Genomic DNA, 19,287 nt, shown 5'->3' with positions numbered 1-19,287 from the left:
AAGATAACTTTATAGCCTCTGGTGCCGTTTTAGTATAAATTATTCGCGCCAATCACAAAAATCACAACCTGCCTATCGTCAGTATATTACGGCGGGCACAACAACTAAAATTGCGTTTTGTCCTCCTTCTTTCGACGCCACATCTTAACCCGATCAGGCAGCAGAAGCTATGACAAATGACCAAGATCTTATGAGCCGCATTTTCATTTGCCTACTTTGTATCATCACGCTGGCTTGCTCCAGCAATAGCGACAAAGCTAAAACCTCGACAGACGAACCTACGTATACACTGATCTTCTTGGATAAAACACGTAGTGTTAATGTCGATAAAGCCTTTATCGCCCGAAAATACCAGCAGGCGCTAACCGACATTATTGACCAGAATATTAAGCAGAAGGGCGATAAACTGGAAGTCTACTTTATTCACGAAAATACGTCCAAAGCGCGTGCGCTGAACGTAACAGCCCGAACAGAGATGGAAGACGTATCGGCCGCCAGTCCAACCGATCGCGAAGCCGCCGAGACCGAATTTTCATTAGCCCTGAACCGCGAAAAAGCCCAGATTCGGCAGCGGGTACTACAACAGCTGGTTGCGCAAAATACGGGTGCATCGAATCAGGAAACCGATATCTGGGCGAGTTTACCCGTTATTGCCAAAGCCAACGAAACGGGAGCAATTGTGAAAGTGTATTACCTGAGTGATATGATCGAAAGCGTTAAAGGAACCACTCGTCGGGATTTTCAGGTGAAACCACCTAAGGACAACGCCCAGGCCGATGAGTGGGCCAAAGCCGATGTCGAGCAATTGAAACGCTACACCATTGGCAGTCCAGATATCACCATGATTCTGCCTTTCGAGCCAAACGCATCCGTCAAAGAAAACAACCCCGCCGTGACGCAATACTGGCAAAAACTGTTTTCAGACCTGGGTGCCGGGAACGTAACGGAAGAATAAAATCGTCTCTTATTCCGCTGAAACCTCCGCTGGAATCTCAAAGTGATAGCCCTCCGAAAAGCCCGAAAAATCCTTCTTCAGGCAGTACGATGTTAAGGCTAAACCGTCACCTTCACGCCGGACGGACAGATAGTGGAACATAGGTTTATACTCAGTTGCAAGATCGGGCAGGCGAGTTGATGAGGTATTCAGGGGTTGCCTCAGTCCACCTCCCCCACCAATGACCAGAAACGTTTTGCCCTCAAACTCATACCGTTCGAACGCGTGCGAATGACCAGTAATAAACAGTCGTCCTTTTTGCGACCGGATATAATTGGGTACAAATCGCTGCTGCACCAACTTCGACGAACCCACCAGCTTACTATTCGAGTAAGGCGCGTGATGGCACGTAACAATAACGACCTTCACCTCAGGGTCGGCATCCAGCTCGATCAATGTCTGTTCATACCAGGTTTGCTGCTTGACTAAATCCGCTACTGACAACGTACTGAAATTGGAGTTCAGCATTACCACAGCAATGGCGTCCGTCGTTTTCACGTATCCTGTAGGAATATGTTCCGGAAAACGTTGTTGAAAATTTTTAGCGCCCTTTCTGGGTCGGCCCATTACGTCATGATTACCCATGATTGCGTAAACAGCCGTTCGAACCTCCGTACATTTTAATAGAAACTGATCAATAAGCCGCCACTTATTATTGCGGTATCCTAACGAGACAATGTCGCCTAGCCAGTAGAGTACCGCTGGCTTTATTCGCAAAATCTCGGCAAAAATCGTTTGAGTAGCTTTCTTATTCTGGTGCGTTCGCAGCACCAGTTTTTCAACCCACATGGGGGCCTGTGTATCACTTAAAAAAAGTATTTCCCGTTTATTATTTTCCTCTTCCATAACGCTCTTTTTTCTCAATCAACAACGTTTTATACCCCGCCCATTGATATCTACCATGAAAATGGACGCCATACGAACTGAACTTCGGCGGTAAATGCAGCATTCTCAGCCGCTACGGCATCATACCATTTCAATTCACCCGCTACCCGAACCCGGCGGCTAATGGGATAGGTATAGGAAGCAGCCGCCATCCATCCTAAACTATTTGTATTGGCCATGACGGTACCCGCATAATCGAGCCGTGAGTGATTGATGTAAATGCCAGTGCCTCCCGTAATAGAAAGTCGCCGGGCAATACTACGTTCAGTTCCGCTCAACCAGGCCAGTGGCATCGAAAATACCAGCAAAACGGGCACGACCGATACGTACATATGCGCCGTTTCATTTCCCACCAGCCCCCGGTAACTGTACATAGTTGTCCAGCCTGTTTCCAGACCCATGCGCAGCCGATGATCGGGATACCACATGGCACGTAGTGTGGCGGGAACCCCAAAACGGCTGACATGGGTCTGTTCTAAAGACGCGGGAACACCCAAATGCGTTGAGTAGTAGGATAAGCCACTGCCTGCCGACACAACGATTGTATAAGGGCCACGTTTTGAAACAACCTTAACTGAGTCCGGACCTGTTTGATTCGATAATTGTTGCTCAAGCGATTGCGCAAGAATCGTTACGTTGCCAGCGAACAGGCAAACCATCCAGACTATAATTGATAAATGAACCTTCATACAATTACTGCTCTACGTAGTGGTAATACGCAACGATCGGCGAATAATTAGACAGAATACCGTCGAAATTGTTCTGACTAACAAATTCCTGAATAAATTTCGGTTCATCGAGCGTCCAGACAAACACCGTCAGCCCGGCAGCTTTCATCGCTAATACCTCTTGTGTTTGAGGTCCTAACGTCCAGCGAGGAGCCCAGATGCGTGCGCCCAAACCAAGCGTAGTCGCCGTGTCCAGCTCGCATAAGATGGGCGTATTTTCTTTATCGGCCAGAGCCTGGTAGGATGCCACCGCGTCGGTAGAAGGCAGACCAATTATGATTCGGAGATCTCGTCGAGACAGAATAGCCTTCTGTCGGTATTTTTGCTGAATAGCCTGTACTTTGTCCATCGGACCAATATATTTGGTATCGAGCCATACAAAATTCAGCGATGTATTATTGATAACGGTTTCCAGAGCTTCTTCCAGTGTTGGAATTTTCTCCCCATTCACCAATCGAACAAGCGTATTCAATTGTTGGTACGTATAAGCTTCAATAGGCCCGGTCAACCCACTTTTCTGGATGAGCCTAAGGTTAAGTGTATTGTCGTGATAGAGAATTGGCACCCCATCCTTGGTATAGCGCACATCAATTTCTATGCCCGTTGCTCCCAAACGCGAAGCCAGTTTTATAATCTCCAGGGAGTTTTCTGACGCAGGCAGCAAATCCGATGTACGTCCTCCACTCCGGTGCGCCAAAATCGAAAAGGGTCTTTGATTCAGGGGTCGCCGGTACGTAAGTGTTAATTTTTGCGTTGGCGTCCCGCTATTTTCACCGTACAGCCCATCGACAACCAGTGTATCACCGGTAGCCAGGCGACCAGTGTAAGGCTCTAATACGCCATTATGCTTTGTCCGCACTGTCAGGCGAACAAGACCAGTAGACGTATTGACCAGTTTTCGCCAGTAGCCATTCAGCACCAGATTGTCCGCTTTGGGATCACCCTCCAGGTTGAAATAGCCAACGTCTACTCCCGTAAAAATGGACAGATAATGCGTTGTATCAGCGCCATTTAGCACATACGTCCACTTCAGTGCAACCTGATCGCCGAATTGACCAACTCCATCGGTAACCCCATAGACGCCCTCCATCGTTTGTCGAACAGACGCCACAAATCGTCCGGAACCGGGTGTGTTGGTAAACGTATAAGGTACTGGCGCTTCGTAGTCTTTTCGACAGCTCTCAAAACCGATAAGCAACAAGCCCAGCAGGATATAAACAGACGATTTCACAGGATAAAGCCGAAAATAAGTTGTGGGTAGAACAGGTTTCGATCGAACGTGTCGTAGAGCGACCAGAGCTGCCAATTGAAATTAGAATAAGCCGCTCTAAGGCCTAGTGAAACATGCTTATTATCATAAAATGGCTGTTCAAGTACCACTGTAAATGCTACGCCGTTGATACGTCGCTGATCATACACAACGGCCAGGTTGCCAACCTGAGAGCGATAATACAGATCCAGAATCGCTTCCGTTCTAACGGATAACTGAACGTCCCTCGTTAAGCGATAACCAACCGACAGACTGGGGAAGGTTTGCACGCCGTATGCTTGGCTATTAAAGACATCTTTGATTTGTAACGCTCCAAACCAGCCGTTCAGATCATAACCAGCCCCTATAAACGTCCGTTTGCTGACCTGAGTAGCCCAACGCAAGCCTATCCCCAGATTACTCTGGACGACTTGTGTTTGTATGCGGCCAGCAAAATACAAGTGCTTTGTTAAGCCTCGCTGGATGTTGAAATCAATAGCCGGTACACTCACCCGCACTTCTTCAGTCAGTTCGGGGGGCGTCGTCGTAAATACAGCGCCAATTGATCGACGCCATTTGCCTGGAACGGGTGCCTGTGGAAAATAAATTTCTGGCTGTTGTGTATCGGGTGGCACGTAGCGTGGATGCCCTGGCGGGAAGACACGTCTTTCCCGCAGGTCTGGTCTTTGCCGCTCTCGTTGTGCATCAGCCGATGTACTTACAAACAATAAGCAAACTACCCACATATATAGATGTTTGCGAATATGTAAAGAATGTATCACTTGCGAATGTGGGGACACTTGAGTGAGATAAACGCGGGAAAGAGGATTTATGTTACGTTGTCGGGCTAAACGCAAAAAGGCCACTGAATTTCAGTGGCCTTTTCCTTAGTAGCGGGAGCTGGACTCGAACCAGCGACCTTTGGGTTATGAGCCCAACGAGCTACCAACTGCTCCATCCCGCGATGTTTGGACTGCAAAAGTACGGCAACTTTTTGAAAAAACAAGTACCTTTGTAAAAAAAGTTTATTTCCGATCGGAAACGTTTTTTTTCATCGGAGAGTTGTTTGCTAAAGCCACTGGTAATCAACCAGCGGGATCACCTACGAATGAATCCAGAAAATAGTGCAAATTTCCCGATCGGCGATCACACGACCGATCATAAGGCAGGTTTCGTCAGTATCGTTGGAAAGCCAAACGTCGGCAAGTCAACTCTGATGAATCAATTGGTCGGTGAGCGACTGTCTATCATCACCGCCAAGGCCCAGACTACTCGTCACCGGATTATGGGTATTCTTAACGGAACCCACAACGGCCAGGAATTCCAGCTCGTTTACTCCGACACCCCCGGCATCATCAAACCGCTGTATAAACTTCATGAATCCATGATGAGTTTTGTTCGTGGTTCGATCGAAGATGCCGATGTTGTGTTATTTGTGACCGACATTTTTGAAGAGCACGACGAAAACGATGTAATCGAACGGCTTCAAAAATCGGAAGTTCCGGTTCTGTTACTCATCAACAAAATTGACCAGGCTACTCAACAGCAGGTTAATGAGAAGATCGTGTACTGGCAGGAACGCTTCCATGCGCAGGAAATCATTCCAATTTCAGCGCTTAATGGCTTCAATATGGATTACGTATTCGAAGGTATTATTAGCCGACTGCCGCAGCATCCTCCCTATTTTCCGAAAGACGAATTAACCGATAAACCTGAACGGTTCTTCGCATCGGAAATTATTCGGGAAAAGATTTTCCTCAACTACAAAAAAGAAGTTCCTTATAGCAGCGAGGTCGTTGTAACAGGGTTTAAGGAGAAAGACGACATCATTGTTATCCAGGCCGAAATCTTGGTTGAACGCGCTACCCAGCGGGCTATTCTGCTCGGTGAAGGAGGCAAAATGATTAAGAAAACGGGCATCATGGCTCGCGAAGAACTCGAACGTTTCTTCGGTAAGAAAGTATATCTAGAACAATTCGTTAAAGTAGAACCCGATTGGCGGCAGAAAGAGCGTATGCTCAAGCGCCTGGGGTATGAAGAGTAGTCGTAAGGCGTAAGTCGGTAGGGCGTAAGTATTATTACGTCAGCCCCGACTGAGAACCACACTTACAACTTTCTACTTATCGACTCACGACTTCAAATCATGGCAAACATCGTTGCAATCGTTGGCCGCCCAAATGTGGGCAAGTCCACGCTGTTTAACCGGTTAACGGAACAGCGTCAGGCCATCATGGATAACCAAAGTGGCGTTACACGCGACCGGCATTACGGCACGGCCGAGTGGAACAATAAATATTTTACAGTTGTCGATACGGGCGGCTACGTAGTTGGATCGGAAGACGTGTTCGAGGAGTCGATTCGCGAGCAGGTCGAAATTGCCATCCAGGAATCAACCGTGATCCTGTTCGTTGTCGACACACAAACCGGTATCACGGGTTTGGATGAGGACTTCGCCAAAGTGCTACGTCGGTCAAAAAAGCCAGTTTACATTGTGGCCAACAAAGCCGAAACAGCCGAACGCTCGCAGGGGGCAGCCGAATTCTATGCGTTAGGTATGGGAGACCCGTATTCAATCTCGTCGCAAACAGGATCTGGTACGGGCGATCTGCTGGACGAAGTTATCAAGCATTTTCCGAACGAAGGTGTTGAAAATCCGGACGCTGGTATTCCTAGAATTGCGATTCTGGGACGCCCAAATGTTGGTAAATCGTCGTTTCTGAACGTATTGACCGGTCAGGACCGTAGTATCGTCACTGACATCGCTGGGACCACGCGTGATGCGATCGATACTCGATACAAAGCCTACGGAAAAGATTTCATTCTGACCGACACAGCAGGCATCCGTCGCAAAGCCCGCGTTGACTCAAACATCGAATTTTATTCGGTGCTACGTTCCATTAAGGCAATGGAGGACTCGGATGTGTGTATCATTTTGCTCGATGCAACCCGTGGCCTCGAAGCGCAGGATTTGAATATTATCGGCCAGGCTGTAAAGGCCAAAAAAGGCATTGTCATCATGGTCAATAAGTGGGATGCGGTTGAAAAAGATCACCGTACGGCCGATACGCTACGAAAAGAGATGATTCAGCGAATGATGCCTATTGACTACGTACCCATCATTTTTGCGTCTGTTCTCGAAAAACAACGAATTTTTCAGGTGATGGAAAAAGCGATGGAGGTCTATGAAAATAAGACCAAACGGATTACTACCTCGAAGTTAAATGAGGCTATGCAACCCGAAATCGAAAAATATCCGCCCCCAGCCACTAAAGGCAAGCATATCAAAATTAAGTACATGCTCCAGGTACCAACGCCTTCGCCAACGTTCGTTTTCTTTTGCAACCTGCCCCAATACATTCAGGAAGCGTACGAACGGTTCTTAGAGAACCGGCTCCGGGAGCATTTTGATTTCACGGGCGTACCTATTACAGTGTTCTTCCGCCAGAAATAAAGTAGTTAAGATTTCAGTCGATCTGCCGAAGCGGTTCTCTGGTTGAGATTGGTCTACTCAGTACCGATCTTAACCAGAGAACCGCTTCCACTTTTGAATGCGAGTTAATGAATTCACTACGTAACCGTTATTGGATTGGGGCCTTTCTGGTTTTTCTGGCTGCTTTTTGCTTTGCAACGAAGGGCATTTTAATTAAACTGGCCTATCAATACCCCATTGATTCTATATCGTTGTTGACGTTGCGCATGTTGTTTGCGCTCCCGTTTTACGTCATCATTGCGCTACGTCTGACCCAAAAGCTAGCACCTGTTCAGTTGACCACTCGTCAGTGGATGTCACTGGCGGTATTTGGCATTACCGGGTATTACCTGGCCAGTTTCTTTAACTTTCTGGGCTTAGTTTACATTACAGCCAGCCTGGAGCGGATTCTGCTGTTCGTCTATCCCACGTTCGTTTTGCTAATGAATGCTGTTGGCTTTGGACGCCGGGTCACAAGGCTACAGGTAATGGCGCTTTTGCTCACTTACGCGGGCATTCTGCTGGCGTTTTGGGGTAACATCGAAAACTCCGTACAGAAAAATGTGCTATTAGGTGCTTTCTGGGTGATTCTAAGTGGACTGGTTTATGCTGTTTATTTAGTTGGCAGCGACCGAATGATTGCTTTGGTTGGCTCACAACGCTACACTTGTTACGCCATGATTGCGGCTACGGTCCCGACCGTGTTGCATTGTGCTATACAGAACGGCTTACAGTTGGGCGGCTTTCCTATGCCCGTTTATGCGCTGGGCCTTGGTATGGGAATTTTTGTAACTGTTATCCCCACGTTTATGATTGCTGAGGGAATCAAACGAGTTGGCTCTGGCAATGCCTCTATTATTGCCAGCATCGGGCCAATTTTCACGATCATTTTATCGACAACCATTCTACACGAGACAATCAGTATCGAACAGATTACTGGCACCTTACTCGTTTTAGCGGGTGTGTTTCTCATCGGCTGGCGGGGAAAAAAGCAAGCTATACTGCCACTAAATGACTAGATGAGCTTCACCTGATTGATGTTGAATCTTGTTCTTCGTTGATAAAACAGGTGAAGGTATTATCCTAATTCTTATATATAGGTGACTAACGCTACGTATAAACGTACTTTCATTGTATAATAGGATGGAAAAACAACCTTTTAATAAATTCTAGCCCACTCAAAGGAAATTAGTCAATTTTAAATATCAACTTTCAGCATAAATTCCTCTGTTTCACACCGAATTAACCGAAAACCGCATGGCTACAGAAGTACTAGACGAAGAAAAAAGAATCGATAAAGCTGCTTACGTACTAAAAGCTGTAGCGCATCCACTACGTATTAAAATCATTCAGATTCTACATGATAATAAAGAGCTGAATGTTTCGGCAATTTATAAGCATCTTAATGCGGAGCAGTCATTGATTTCTCATCACCTGATCAACATGCGCGATAAGGGTATCTTAGATATTCGGCGCAGTGGTAAAAACATTTACTATTTTCTGGTCGATTCGGCTGTAGCCGATGTAATTGACTGCATTTATAAAAGTAAAATCCTGAACTGACACGTATCAGGACAAACGACAATCGGTTCAAAGAAAGACGCGGCTTTGGTTTTTCTTTGAACCGATTGTCGTTTTATACCCAGCGTTTAGTTGAATAACTCGCCGGTTTTGTAAGGAGGCACAATACCAATATGGATATAGGCTCTTTCTGTAGCTTCCCGTCCCCGTGAGGTTCGCTTCAAAAAGCCTTCCTGAATCAGGAATGGTTCGTAAACTTCCTCGATCGTTTCAGACTCTTCTCCGCAGGCCGTAGCAATCGTGGAGAGACCCACTGGCCCACCTTTAAACTTTTCAATGATCGTGGTCAGGATACGAATATCCATTTCGTCCAGCCCATGCTGATCAACCTCGAGCGCACTTAAGGCGATCTCCGCTATTTCCACATTGATGTAGCCATTGCCTTTTACCTGAGCAAAATCGCGGGTTCGGCGCAATAGGTTGTTGGCAATACGAGGTGTTCCGCGGCTCCGACGAGCAATTTCGTAGGCCCCCGTCTCATCAATCGCGGTACCTAAAATAGCGGCCGACCGTTGCACAATAGTAGTGAGCAATTTGGCATCATAATATTCTAGCCGACTGCTAATCCCAAATCGTGCCCGCAAGGGTGATGTGAGCATACCGGCGCGGGTGGTTGCGCCAATCAGCGTGAACGGATTAAGTTTGATCTGCACCGTCCGGGCATTAGGCCCAGAATCGAGCATGATGTCAATCTTATAGTCCTCCATGGCTGAATAAAGATATTCTTCCACAATGGGATTGAGCCGGTGAATCTCGTCAATGAACAGAACATCGTTCGGTTGAAGATTCGTGAGCAAACCCGCCAGATCACTAGGCTTATCCAACACAGGCCCGGAGGTCATTTTGATGTTGGCATTGAGTTCGTTAGCAATGATATGCGACAGTGTCGTTTTACCCAGACCTGGGGGGCCATGAAGTAACACATGGTCGAGCGCTTCGCCCCGTTGCATAGCCGCCCGAACAAACACTTCGAGGTTTTCGAGCACTTTTACCTGCCCCGTAAAGTCCTCGAACGAAAGCGGCCGAAGCGCTCTTTCTATCTCTTTATCGGTAGCCGTCATCCCGTCGTTCGAACCTTTCAAAAAGTCGTTTCGCATGATTTTGGTTAGTACAGATCTGGTCAGAATTCAGGCAAAAATCGCCTATTTCTGACCAGGTCGTTTACATCAAATATACGAAAAAATACGCAGAAAATCGCTACCGAATTAGCATAACTGTACCCCTTTTAACGACGCGTGGCCGATCCGGAAATGACTCACTTTTGAAGCTGACAATGTAGGGATACAGCATGGATGGATAGGTCGATCCACGATACGTACCGTCCCATTTCTGATCGGGATTATTGCTTTCAAAAATCACCTCGCCCCACCTGTTATAGATCCGGAATTCATAATCAGTAATATAGGACGTGAACACCTTCAGATCGTCGTTAACCCCGTCACTGTTAGGCGTAAATGCATCGGGCACACTAAGCCTCGGTTCGCACAGGTTGACAACTCTGGATAGCCCTACGGCTGTACATCCCTGTGGATCGGTCACCTTCACCTGATAGTTCCCTGGCGTATCAACCAATATGCTTTTCGTTGTGTCGGTTCGCGGACTCAACCACAGGTACGTTAAGCCTGCTGCACCACTTGCTGTAAGCTGAGCTTTTCCCTGATCGCCTTCGCATAACGCAACCAGATCCGTAAGTGAAAAGGCTGGCGGAGGAGGTGGCGGTAACAGGAAGGACGTATCGACTTTACAGGCATAAATTGAATCGGTTACCTGTATTTTGTACGTTCCCGGAGCAAGCGCCGTTTGCTGACTTGTAGTATCAACAAACAGGTTTCCCGATGGACCCGTCCACCGATAGTAATACGTTCCTGGTGTTAACAGCCGTACGGCAATTGCACCGTCCGACAACGTACAGGATTTAGGATTGGTAAGTGTTGCTGCCATTCTTAGTTTAGGCAGTTCACTTACTTTAATCGTATCCGAGTTTTCGCACCCAGCGAAGTTCTGCGCTGTCACGTAATAGGTACCAGCTTGTGATACGTCTGTGCTCCGGTCGGTGCCACCATTACTCCACTGGAAAGTTGACCAGGTTTGCTGGGGTACCGTCAGTTTCACCGAGGATCGATAACAGAAGACCGTGTCAGGACCGAGGTCGAGCGATGGCGGGGGCTTGATCTGTACCTCAATCGTATCGCTTTTAAAACATTCGCCATTGGCAGCCAAGGCAATTACTCGATAAAAACCGGGCCTGTTGAGCGTGATCGTCTTTTGCCTACTCGCTATTGACCCATTGACCAGCCAAACGTATAGCTTTGCCTGTACTTTCATGTCAAGCACAATCCCTTTCTTATTGCAAACGGCCGTGTCGGCACCCAGTTGGATATCAGGCGGTAGCTCCACAATCGTCAGCGTGTCTTTGATCAGCGTGTCTTTACAGATACCGCCCGCGCTGGTTCGGGTAACAATTCGTAAAGTGACGAAGTACTGGCCCGGTTTGGCGTATCCGTGCGTAACGGGTTGCGTTGCCGTCGTTGAATAAGGTCGACTTCCATCACCATAATCCAGCGTATATGTCTCCTTTAATTTTGGACAGTTTGGCCCAATCTGGAATACGGTTGGCGCGTTGACACACGTATCGGCGTAGGTCAAACCTGGCCCGTTGGAGGGATCATTGAAGTTAGCCACCAAGTTCGGCAAGCCCAATTGACTGATTTGCCCACCTAATGTTTGCCCGGATGGATTAAAAATCAAACTGTCCAGTAGACCTCCGTTTGGATTATCGATGGTAGCGAGGGTCGAGCTCCCTTTAACGGCGATATACAGTCGGCCATCGGGCCCTATCTGCACAGAGCCATATTGCCTCGTCGTACTACTATCCACCACAGTTTTAGACTGCGTCAGCAAGGAGTCTTTCTGCGTTAAATCATACTTCAGCACATAAGATGCCCCTTTCTGGGTACCGTTGGCGTTGGTATCGGCCAGCATTGTTACGTATAGATTCTTACCGTCAGGCGAAAACTCAACACCATAGGCTTTAGGCGGGGCAGGACCTATAACAAGCGTTCGGTTAAAGGTCATATTGCCTGTTGAATCATTAAACGTATAGAGGTCAATGGAGTTAGTAGGCGGTCCGGGAATAACAACAGCCATCGGGCGATTACCTTCATTACCACCCGTTGTGTCGGCAGGGCCAATTTTAATGTAGCCTTCTGCATTCGCCAATGAATCAATGACCTGTCCACCCTGATATGTTGTTGTGGTAGGCTCTTCACTACGTGTCAGGTGCCGGATCTCAAATTTATTGGTGCCATAAATCCGGGTGATAACCCAGTACGTCGAATCGCGCTTATTTTCTACAGCTGCTGACTGCTCAGTGCTTTCGCCAGAAATGGGAATATTTTTCTCTACAATAGCGCCTTTACCAGCATTCTGGCGCATATCAACAACACTATACGTCAATGTCTTCTTCCCACGAATTTCGGACGTAGTGTATACGTAATACAGATATTCGCAACCCCGGCAAGTGGGTTTGGGGACAATCAAAGCCGATTGGGTAGAGTGCGTATTACCATTCAATGGAATCTGAACCGTATTTGTATCGCCCGGCACGAGCGATTTCATCGGTTTCCCATCCTTTTCATAAATCGTAATGCCGTCCGTATAAAACAGTAGAATTCCTTTGGTATTAGCGATAGACGATGACCCCTCAATGGTACTTAAATTACCATCGGTAATTGGTTTGGGATTTCCTCCTCCCCCAAAATCTAGTCCTGCTTTCTGACCGAAATACCACTTAACGCCCTGACTCTCTTTCTTTTCTCCGCAAACATCAACGTTTATTCGGTTCTGATAAGAACAACCATTAGGGCTAATGGCCTCAACTGAGTAACAGCCTGAACTATCGACCTGAATGCTTTGCGTAGTATCACCTTTTGGATACCAAAGGTACCTAAAGCCCGATTGAGTGCTTCCAGCATAGGGGTCCAGTGTGATTGTTTCGCCCTTGCAGATGGTAGTATCTGTACGCCAGTTGGTAAAGGACGGTGGAGGAGTGCTGATATTTATTTTACCATCTGAGATTACTGTTTTACCGTTCACGGTTCGAGTCAACGTAATAACATAGGTACCAGCATTTTGGTAAACGTGCCGGGCTATTGAATCATTTTGTTTCGTGACGGTCGTTCCATCACCAAAATTCCAGACACGCGTTGCAACGTTACTGAGTACACTATCAGTAAACGTAATAGAGTCGGCCTTACACTCCTGATCAGGTACACAGGCCTTGCCACTGATCTTGAACCCCTGCGCCCAAGTCGTGGTGGTTCCTGCCAGCAGAAACAGCACGGCCCAGAGTCCAACTATACGTATGTATTCTCTAAAGATTAACATGAAGAAACACTGAATAAGGCCACCCTCGCAAATTCGTTCCTCAGCATAACAACAACGGGGGCGTTACGTTAGTATAAACGAAGGTGGCTCGTTAAAATTTTATTGTCAGATACGCTAGAAAGCACCTAAAATCCATCTAATTTTATCGGTTACCATGCTGTTAAATACTTCGTTTGTATCGCCAACGTTGCAACATTGAAGTTGACTCAGCTTTTGCACGACTTTGTCATTATGATTAAGAAATACGTACTGACCGTTTTGTCGCTTGCCCTGAGCCGATTGGCTCTGGCACAGGACCCTCAGTTCACTCAATTCTACGCGGCTCCCCTTTATCTGAATCCCGCTTTTGCCGGTTCGGCACTCGCACCACGTATCACCGCTAACTACCGCAACCAGTGGCCGGCCATCACCAACTATGTGACCTCTATGGTGTCGGTGGACCATTTTATTGAGAAATATAATAGTGGTGTTGGTTTGTTGATTCAAAGTGACAATCAAGGTCAGGGTAGGATTCAATCGACGGACATAGGGTTGCAATACGCCTATCAGTTTCAAGTGAGTGAATCATCCTTCGTACGATTGGGCTTACAAGGGTCTTATGTTAACCGAAATATCAACTATTTTGGTTTGACTACCGGCGACCAATTCACCGACCGGGGATTTATTACGGGTAGCGTTTCCGCTGACCCTACTTTGCTGGCGGGTTCGCCAAAAAATAAATACCTCGATTTCTCAACGGGTGGCCTTTTTTATTCCGACTGGTTTTGGGTTGGCTTGTCGGCGCACCACATCAACCGTCCCGATCAGGGATTCTTCGTCAGTGGGACCGAGCGCTTACCGATGAAAACAAGTATTCAGGCGGGTCTACGGATTCCGCTCGGGGGCTTCACGGGCCTGGCAGATGAGCAGGATCGTGAAATTAGTATCTCGCCAGTGGTAATGTACAAGCACCAGGGCAAATACGATCAGCTGGATATTGGAGCTTACTTAACCTATTCGCCTATAACCATTGGTGCTTATTATCGCGGTATTCCGTTCAAGAAATACGACCAGACGCTCAATAACCATGATGCCATAGCCGGGCTGATCGGTTATCGAATGGATAAATTCTCCATCGGGTATAGCTACGACGTAACGGTTTCCACGCTGGGCAACAGTGGTGGCTCACACGAAATATCGATTTCCTATATTTTTGACAGACCCGAAAAGCGCCAGCCGGGCGTCCGCAAACGAGATAAAAAGCTGCCCTGTCCGAAGTTTTAGTGTCATTTGCAAAAAGAATAAGGGTCAGATTTTGAAATCTGACCCTTATTCTTTTCATCCCAACTTCTTATACCGTATCCGCGTCGGTGTCGCGTCAGAGCCTAAGCGCTTGCGACGGTTTTCTTCATATTCTGAGAAATTTCCTTCGAACCAGTAGACTTGAGAGTCGCCCTCGAAGGCTAGAATATGCGTGGCAATACGGTCCAGAAACCAGCGGTCGTGGCTGATGACTACGGCACAGCCAGCGAAATTTTCAAGCCCTTCCTCTAATGCTCGCAACGTATTGACATCAAGGTCATTGGTCGGCTCATCCAAAAGCAACAGATTGGCACCTTCTTTTAGCGTCATGGCCAGGTGAACCCGGTTGCGTTCCCCGCCCGACAACGTAGCAATTTTCTTTTCCTGATCCGCTCCGGCGAAGTTGAATCGGCTTACATAGGCACGGGCGTTCGATTGTTTTCCGCCCATCATAATCCACTCGCTTCCCCCCGAAATCGTTTCAAATACGGTCTTATTTGGATCGAGACCGTCGTGTTCCTGATCTACGTAGGCCACTTTTACCGTATCACCTACTTCAAACGTGCCAGCATCGGGTTTAACACGATCCGTAATCAGTTTAAAAAGTGTGGTTTTCCCGGCTCCATTCGGACCAATGATTCCCACAATGCCGCCTTGCGGCAGTCGGAAACCTAAATGCTCGAATAAGAGACGATCACCAAAGGCTTTTGCTACGTCCTCCGCTTCAATCACTTTCGCCCCCAGACGTGGGCCTGCCGGGATGAAAATTTCAAGTCGTTCATCACGCTGCTTAGCATCTTCATTTAGCAATTTCTCGTAGGCTCCCAAACGTGCTTTCGATTTAGCCTGACGCGCTTTGGGCGCCATTTTCACCCATTCCAACTCACGCTGGAGTGTTTTTTGCCGCTTTGATTCAGTCTTCTCTTCTTTGGCAAGTCGACTCTGCTTCTGCTCTAACCAAGATGAATAGTTTCCTTTCCAGGGAATACCCTCACCACGGTCCAGTTCGAGAATCCAGCTGGCTACGTTGTCCAGAAAATAGCGATCGTGTGTTACCGCAATAACGGTACCCGCATATTGGCGTAGGTGTTCTTCCAACCACAGAACCGATTCAGCATCGAGGTGGTTGGTTGGCTCATCCAACAACAATACATCGGGTTGCTGAAGTAAAAGACGACACAGGGCTACCCGACGTTTTTCGCCCCCTGACAAGTTATCAATGACCGATTCGGCGGGTGGACAACGTAGTGCATCCATGGCCCGTTCAAGTTTCTGGTCAAGTTCCCAACCGTTGAAATGGTCAATTTTTTCCTGTACTTCACCCTGGCGGGCGATCAGTTTATCAAAGTCGGCGTCAGGATCACCAAAGGCTTCATTGATTTCATCGAATTCTTTCAGAAGGTTTACTACTTCCTGAACGCCTTCTTCAACTATTTCACGAACCGTTTTACCGGCGTCAAATTTCGGCTCCTGATCAAGCATACCAACCGAGTAGCCAGGGGAGAAAACGACTTCGCCGGTATAATTTTTGTCCAGGCCTGCGATGATGCGAAGTAACGTAGACTTACCAGAACCATTTAAGCCCAAAACACCTATTTTAGCACCATAAAAAAAGGAAAGGTATATATTCTTTAGGATTTGTCGGTTGGGCGGAATATTTTTACTCACGCCTGCCATAGAGAAAATTATGGTTTCCTGACTCATTAATTTCTGATAGATTTGTGGTTGGTAATATTCCTCAAATTTAACCCACAGCGCAGCCTTAACCAAGTACAGTAATGGAAAACGCTTCACTGGTAGACGAATACGGTTACGTCAAAGACGGAAAGGTATTTTTGAAAGGCTACCTGAATTATGAAGACCGCCAGATTGGCGAAGTCAAACGAACTGAGCAGGAAGCGCTCGATTATTTTAAAAATCGCTTCATCATTGCCCAAAACAAGGTCAGTCAGCTAGAGAGTGACATTGCAGAGGCTCAGAACAAAGGGTCGTACCTAACCAAACTGGTGCAGCTCCGCAAGAAACTTATTGGCTTCGATGCGCTCGGTGATTTTCCGCCCCTGCTCGACCGCCTGGATGCTCAGGAAAAGTTGTTGGCTGATTTGATTACAGTTAATCAGCTCAAGAATTACGACATCAAACGAGCCCTGATTGCCGAAGCAGAAGCAGTTGTCGACAGTACTGATTGGCGAACAACAGCCGATGCCTTACAGGAGATAAAGACGAAATGGATCAAAACCGGGCCTGTTGACAAGACAGTCGATGCCGAAATTGAAGGTCGTTTCCAGGAATTACTGGATGGTTTTTTTCAACGTCGGCGCGAATTCTTTAACGAGCAAAACAAGGTCATTCAGGAGCGTCTGGACAAGTACGATGAACTCATCCGGCTAGCCTTTCGTGCGAATCGGCTGGGCGATCTGGATGCTGCCTTTCAGGAAGTTCGGAAACTCAACAATGCCTGGAAAGCCGTTGGTGAGGTACCGATCAAGAAAAGCGGGAAACTGTACAAGCAGTTTAAGAAGGCGACAACCATGTTTTACGCTAAGTACAACGACGCGAAAGGTATTGTTATCGTCCCGAAAATTGATCCGCGTATTGAAGCCCAGATGAAAATGGCTGACGAAGCCGAAAAGCTTTCCAAACAATCTGACATTTTCGCGGCAGCCGAGCGGGCTAAAGTGCTGCTCAATAGTTGGAAAGAAGTTCGCGTACCGTTCAAGTTGCAGGACAAAACCTTGAATGAACGTTTCCGAGCTGCCTGCGACAAGATTTTTGAGCTGAGCTACCTCGGCCGTGTATTAACGCGCAAGTATCCAGCTTTTGAGCTAAAAAGTCAGCCAGAACAGATTCGGACGAAAATTCGGGAGATGGAGTACCTCGTTAAACGGGAGAAAAACGATCTACAATTTGCTTTACAGGACGCCGACGGTCTTGATCCCAATAATGACGAAGATAAACAGGTGTTGAACAAGATTAATACTCAGAAGCGTAAAATCGCCATGAAAGAAACCATTCTGCGCGAATTACAGAAGCAACTGGAAACGGTAGGGTATTGATCAGAAATATCAGTTGGCGTTAATAAAACGAAACGTGCCCCAGCTCTGAGCTGGGGCACGTTTCGTTTTACTACGCTGTTTATCAAATATGGAAACTACATCGAATCAAACTAACATCGATACGTCCGAGAATGACTTTCGGGCAGCAATTATTCCCGGCAAATTCGTTCGTCTTGAGTACCTGACTGATTTAAACGAATTCATCAAAACCGACGTAACCATTAAGCAACTCTTTTCTCGGAATGGTGTCGAACATCTCGAATTAGCGACGGGTGACGTGGTCCCTCTTAATCGCGTAATCAGTGTTTCAGGCAAGCTATCACCTCGTTACCCAGGTTACGCCAATTACTCCTGCGACTGTTAATTGATCACCTCAAATCCGCAGTATGGAACCAACACCGTTGGAATTTTGATACCTTCTGGCGTTTGATTATTTTCCAGAATCGACGCCAGAATACGTGGCAACGCCAACGCTGAACCATTTAACGTGTGCATGAGTTGCATTTTTCCGTCAATCTTCGAGCGGAGCTTGAGTCGGTTGGCTTGGTACGTCTCAAAATTCGAGACAGAACTAACTTCCAGCCAACGCTGCTGTGCAGCCGACCATACCTCCATATCGTAAGTCAGGGCCGACGTAAAGCCCATATCGCCCCCACAAAGTCGTAGCACACGGTAGGGAAGTTCTAGCTTTTGCAGCAACGACTGTACATGCAGGCTCATCTCCTCTAAAGCAGCATATGAATTTTCGGCTTTCTCGATCCGAACGATTTCAACCTTATCAAACTGATGCAAGCGATTTAAGCCTCGCACATGCGCACCCCATGACCCCGCTTCGCGCCGGAAACAAGGTGTATATCCAACATTTTTAACCGGCAATTGATGTTCGGGAAGTATTACGTCCCGATAAATGTTTGTGATTGGTACCTCAGCGGTTGGAATTAAATACAATTTCTCTTCCGTAACATAATACATCTGACCTTCTTTATCAGGTAGTTGTCCCGTTGCAAAACCAGAATCTTCGTTGACGACAATGGGTGGCTGCACTTCGATGTAACCGGCTTTCATGGCTTCATCGAGGAAGAAGTTGATCATTGCCCGCTGAATTCTGGCTCCTTTGCCCTTATACACAGGAAAGCCTGCTCCAGCAATCTTGACACCTAGTTCGAAGTCAATTATATCATATTTCTTAATTAACTCCCAGTGCGGTTGAGCTGCGTCATGGAGCGTAGGTCTCTCACCATGCTCAAGCACCACTACGTTATCTTCGGCGCTACGTCCCTCCGGAACGCTGCTATGCGGCAGATTTGGAATCGTTACCATAACGGCCTGTAGATCAGCCTCAATTTGCCGGAGCGTATCGGCTAGGTCTTTCGAGCGTGCTTTCAGGTTAGCCGTTTCGGCTTTAGCAGCTTCGGCAGCAACTTTATCTCCGGCTTTCATTAAAGCACCAATCTGACCCGCTTTGGCGTTGGATTGCGATAACACATCGTCAAGCTCTCGTTGTGTATCGCGCCGTTGCTGGTCGAGCGTTAGCACCTGGTCAACCACTGCTTCGGCGTTGGCGAAGTGCTTCTTGCGCAGGCCAGCCAGCGTGGTTTCTTTATTTTCGCGGATAAAATTGAGTTGCAGCATGGTATTAGTTCTGGCGAAAAGCCAGT

At 47.3% G+C, this 19,287-nt stretch carries 16 protein-coding genes and 1 tRNA gene; 8 read left to right on the top strand and 9 right to left on the bottom strand.

The annotated features are described in order from the left end of the window. The first annotated feature begins 190 nt into the window (after nucleotides 1-190). Entirely contained in the window at nucleotides 191-955 is a 765-nt protein-coding gene (locus BM202_RS21675) for a hypothetical protein (RefSeq protein ID WP_093830175.1), read from the top strand. A gap of 9 nt (nucleotides 956-964) precedes the next feature. On the opposite strand, the gene BM202_RS21670 is transcribed toward BM202_RS21675, so the two are convergent. The 5 genes from BM202_RS21670 to BM202_RS21650 all read right to left on the bottom strand — a co-directional run bounded on the left by BM202_RS21670 (nucleotide 965) and on the right by BM202_RS21650 (nucleotide 4,820). After that, on the bottom strand, nucleotides 965-1,840 hold the full coding sequence (locus BM202_RS21670; RefSeq protein WP_093830011.1) for a metallophosphoesterase family protein: 876 nt from the start codon (nucleotides 1,838-1,840) through the stop codon (nucleotides 965-967). A 50-nt stretch (nucleotides 1,841-1,890) separates the two neighbouring features. Further along, a complete protein-coding gene (locus BM202_RS21665) occupies nucleotides 1,891-2,568 on the bottom strand; it encodes a hypothetical protein (RefSeq protein ID WP_093830009.1) in 678 nt (225 codons plus the stop codon). A gap of 4 nt (nucleotides 2,569-2,572) precedes the next feature. Beyond that, nucleotides 2,573-3,838, bottom strand: a complete 1,266-nt coding sequence (locus BM202_RS21660; RefSeq protein ID WP_093830007.1) for a glycerophosphodiester phosphodiesterase — start codon at nucleotides 3,836-3,838, stop codon at nucleotides 2,573-2,575. After that, the gene (locus BM202_RS21655) at nucleotides 3,835-4,602 is read right to left on the bottom strand and encodes a hypothetical protein (protein ID WP_245776740.1); all 768 of its coding nucleotides are present in this window, start codon (nucleotides 4,600-4,602) and stop codon (nucleotides 3,835-3,837) included. The genes BM202_RS21660 and BM202_RS21655 overlap by 4 nt, the downstream gene beginning before the upstream one ends. Nucleotides 4,603-4,747: 145 nt before the next feature. Beyond that, nucleotides 4,748-4,820: transfer RNA gene (locus tag BM202_RS21650), tRNA-Met, on the bottom strand. A 144-nt stretch (nucleotides 4,821-4,964) separates the two neighbouring features. Here BM202_RS21650 and era point away from each other — a divergent pair. The 4 genes from era (at nucleotide 4,965) to BM202_RS21630 (ending at nucleotide 8,888) form a co-directional block, all read left to right on the top strand. Beyond that, complete coding sequence (gene era / locus BM202_RS21645; protein ID WP_093830005.1) at nucleotides 4,965-5,900, top strand: GTPase Era; 936 nt, start codon at nucleotides 4,965-4,967, stop codon at nucleotides 5,898-5,900. Between the two features lie 99 nt (nucleotides 5,901-5,999). After that, nucleotides 6,000-7,307 carry a ribosome biogenesis GTPase Der gene (gene der / locus BM202_RS21640; protein WP_093830003.1) on the top strand — a complete coding sequence of 436 codons (1,308 nt, stop codon included), beginning with the start codon at nucleotides 6,000-6,002 and terminating at the stop codon, nucleotides 7,305-7,307. A gap of 107 nt (nucleotides 7,308-7,414) precedes the next feature. Then, a complete protein-coding gene (locus BM202_RS21635) occupies nucleotides 7,415-8,344 on the top strand; it encodes a DMT family transporter (RefSeq protein WP_093830001.1) in 930 nt (309 codons plus the stop codon). A 238-nt stretch (nucleotides 8,345-8,582) separates the two neighbouring features. Next, entirely contained in the window at nucleotides 8,583-8,888 is a 306-nt protein-coding gene (locus BM202_RS21630) for an ArsR/SmtB family transcription factor (RefSeq protein ID WP_093829999.1), read from the top strand. Between the two features lie 86 nt (nucleotides 8,889-8,974). On the opposite strand, the gene ruvB is transcribed toward BM202_RS21630, so the two are convergent. Further along, complete coding sequence (gene ruvB / locus BM202_RS21625) at nucleotides 8,975-10,003, bottom strand: Holliday junction branch migration DNA helicase RuvB (RefSeq protein WP_093829997.1); 1,029 nt, start codon at nucleotides 10,001-10,003, stop codon at nucleotides 8,975-8,977. A gap of 100 nt (nucleotides 10,004-10,103) precedes the next feature. Continuing rightward, on the bottom strand, nucleotides 10,104-13,292 hold the full coding sequence (locus BM202_RS21620; RefSeq protein ID WP_177236645.1) for a T9SS type B sorting domain-containing protein: 3,189 nt from the start codon (nucleotides 13,290-13,292) through the stop codon (nucleotides 10,104-10,106). A 231-nt stretch (nucleotides 13,293-13,523) separates the two neighbouring features. Here BM202_RS21620 and BM202_RS21615 point away from each other — a divergent pair, with 231 nt between their 5' ends. After that, complete coding sequence (locus tag BM202_RS21615) at nucleotides 13,524-14,555, top strand: PorP/SprF family type IX secretion system membrane protein (RefSeq protein WP_093829995.1); 1,032 nt, start codon at nucleotides 13,524-13,526, stop codon at nucleotides 14,553-14,555. 54 nt (nucleotides 14,556-14,609) lie between these two features. Here the strand turns inward: BM202_RS21615 and ettA are convergent, their stop codons facing one another. Then, on the bottom strand, nucleotides 14,610-16,277 hold the full coding sequence (gene ettA, locus BM202_RS21610; protein WP_093830169.1) for an energy-dependent translational throttle protein EttA: 1,668 nt from the start codon (nucleotides 16,275-16,277) through the stop codon (nucleotides 14,610-14,612). A gap of 74 nt (nucleotides 16,278-16,351) precedes the next feature. Between ettA and BM202_RS21605 the strand changes: the two genes are divergently transcribed. Together BM202_RS21605 and BM202_RS21600 are read left to right on the top strand one after the other, a co-directional pair. Next, nucleotides 16,352-17,629 (top strand): DUF349 domain-containing protein, encoded by a 1,278-nt coding sequence (locus tag BM202_RS21605; RefSeq protein ID WP_093829993.1) that lies wholly within the window; start codon nucleotides 16,352-16,354, stop codon nucleotides 17,627-17,629. A gap of 88 nt (nucleotides 17,630-17,717) precedes the next feature. Beyond that, nucleotides 17,718-17,993 carry a hypothetical protein gene (locus BM202_RS21600; protein WP_093829991.1) on the top strand — a complete coding sequence of 92 codons (276 nt, stop codon included), beginning with the start codon at nucleotides 17,718-17,720 and terminating at the stop codon, nucleotides 17,991-17,993. Here BM202_RS21600 and serS read toward each other — a convergent pair. After that, nucleotides 17,990-19,261 (bottom strand): serine--tRNA ligase, encoded by a 1,272-nt coding sequence (gene serS, locus BM202_RS21595; protein ID WP_093829989.1) that lies wholly within the window; start codon nucleotides 19,259-19,261, stop codon nucleotides 17,990-17,992. The genes BM202_RS21600 and serS overlap by 4 nt on opposite strands. Between the last annotated feature and the right edge of the window lie 26 nt (nucleotides 19,262-19,287).

Source organism: Spirosoma endophyticum (assembly GCF_900112365.1).
GTDB classification, from domain to species: Bacteria; Bacteroidota; Bacteroidia; order Cytophagales; family Spirosomataceae; genus Spirosoma; species Spirosoma endophyticum.
This window is presented reverse-complemented; position numbering and strand designations above follow the sequence as displayed.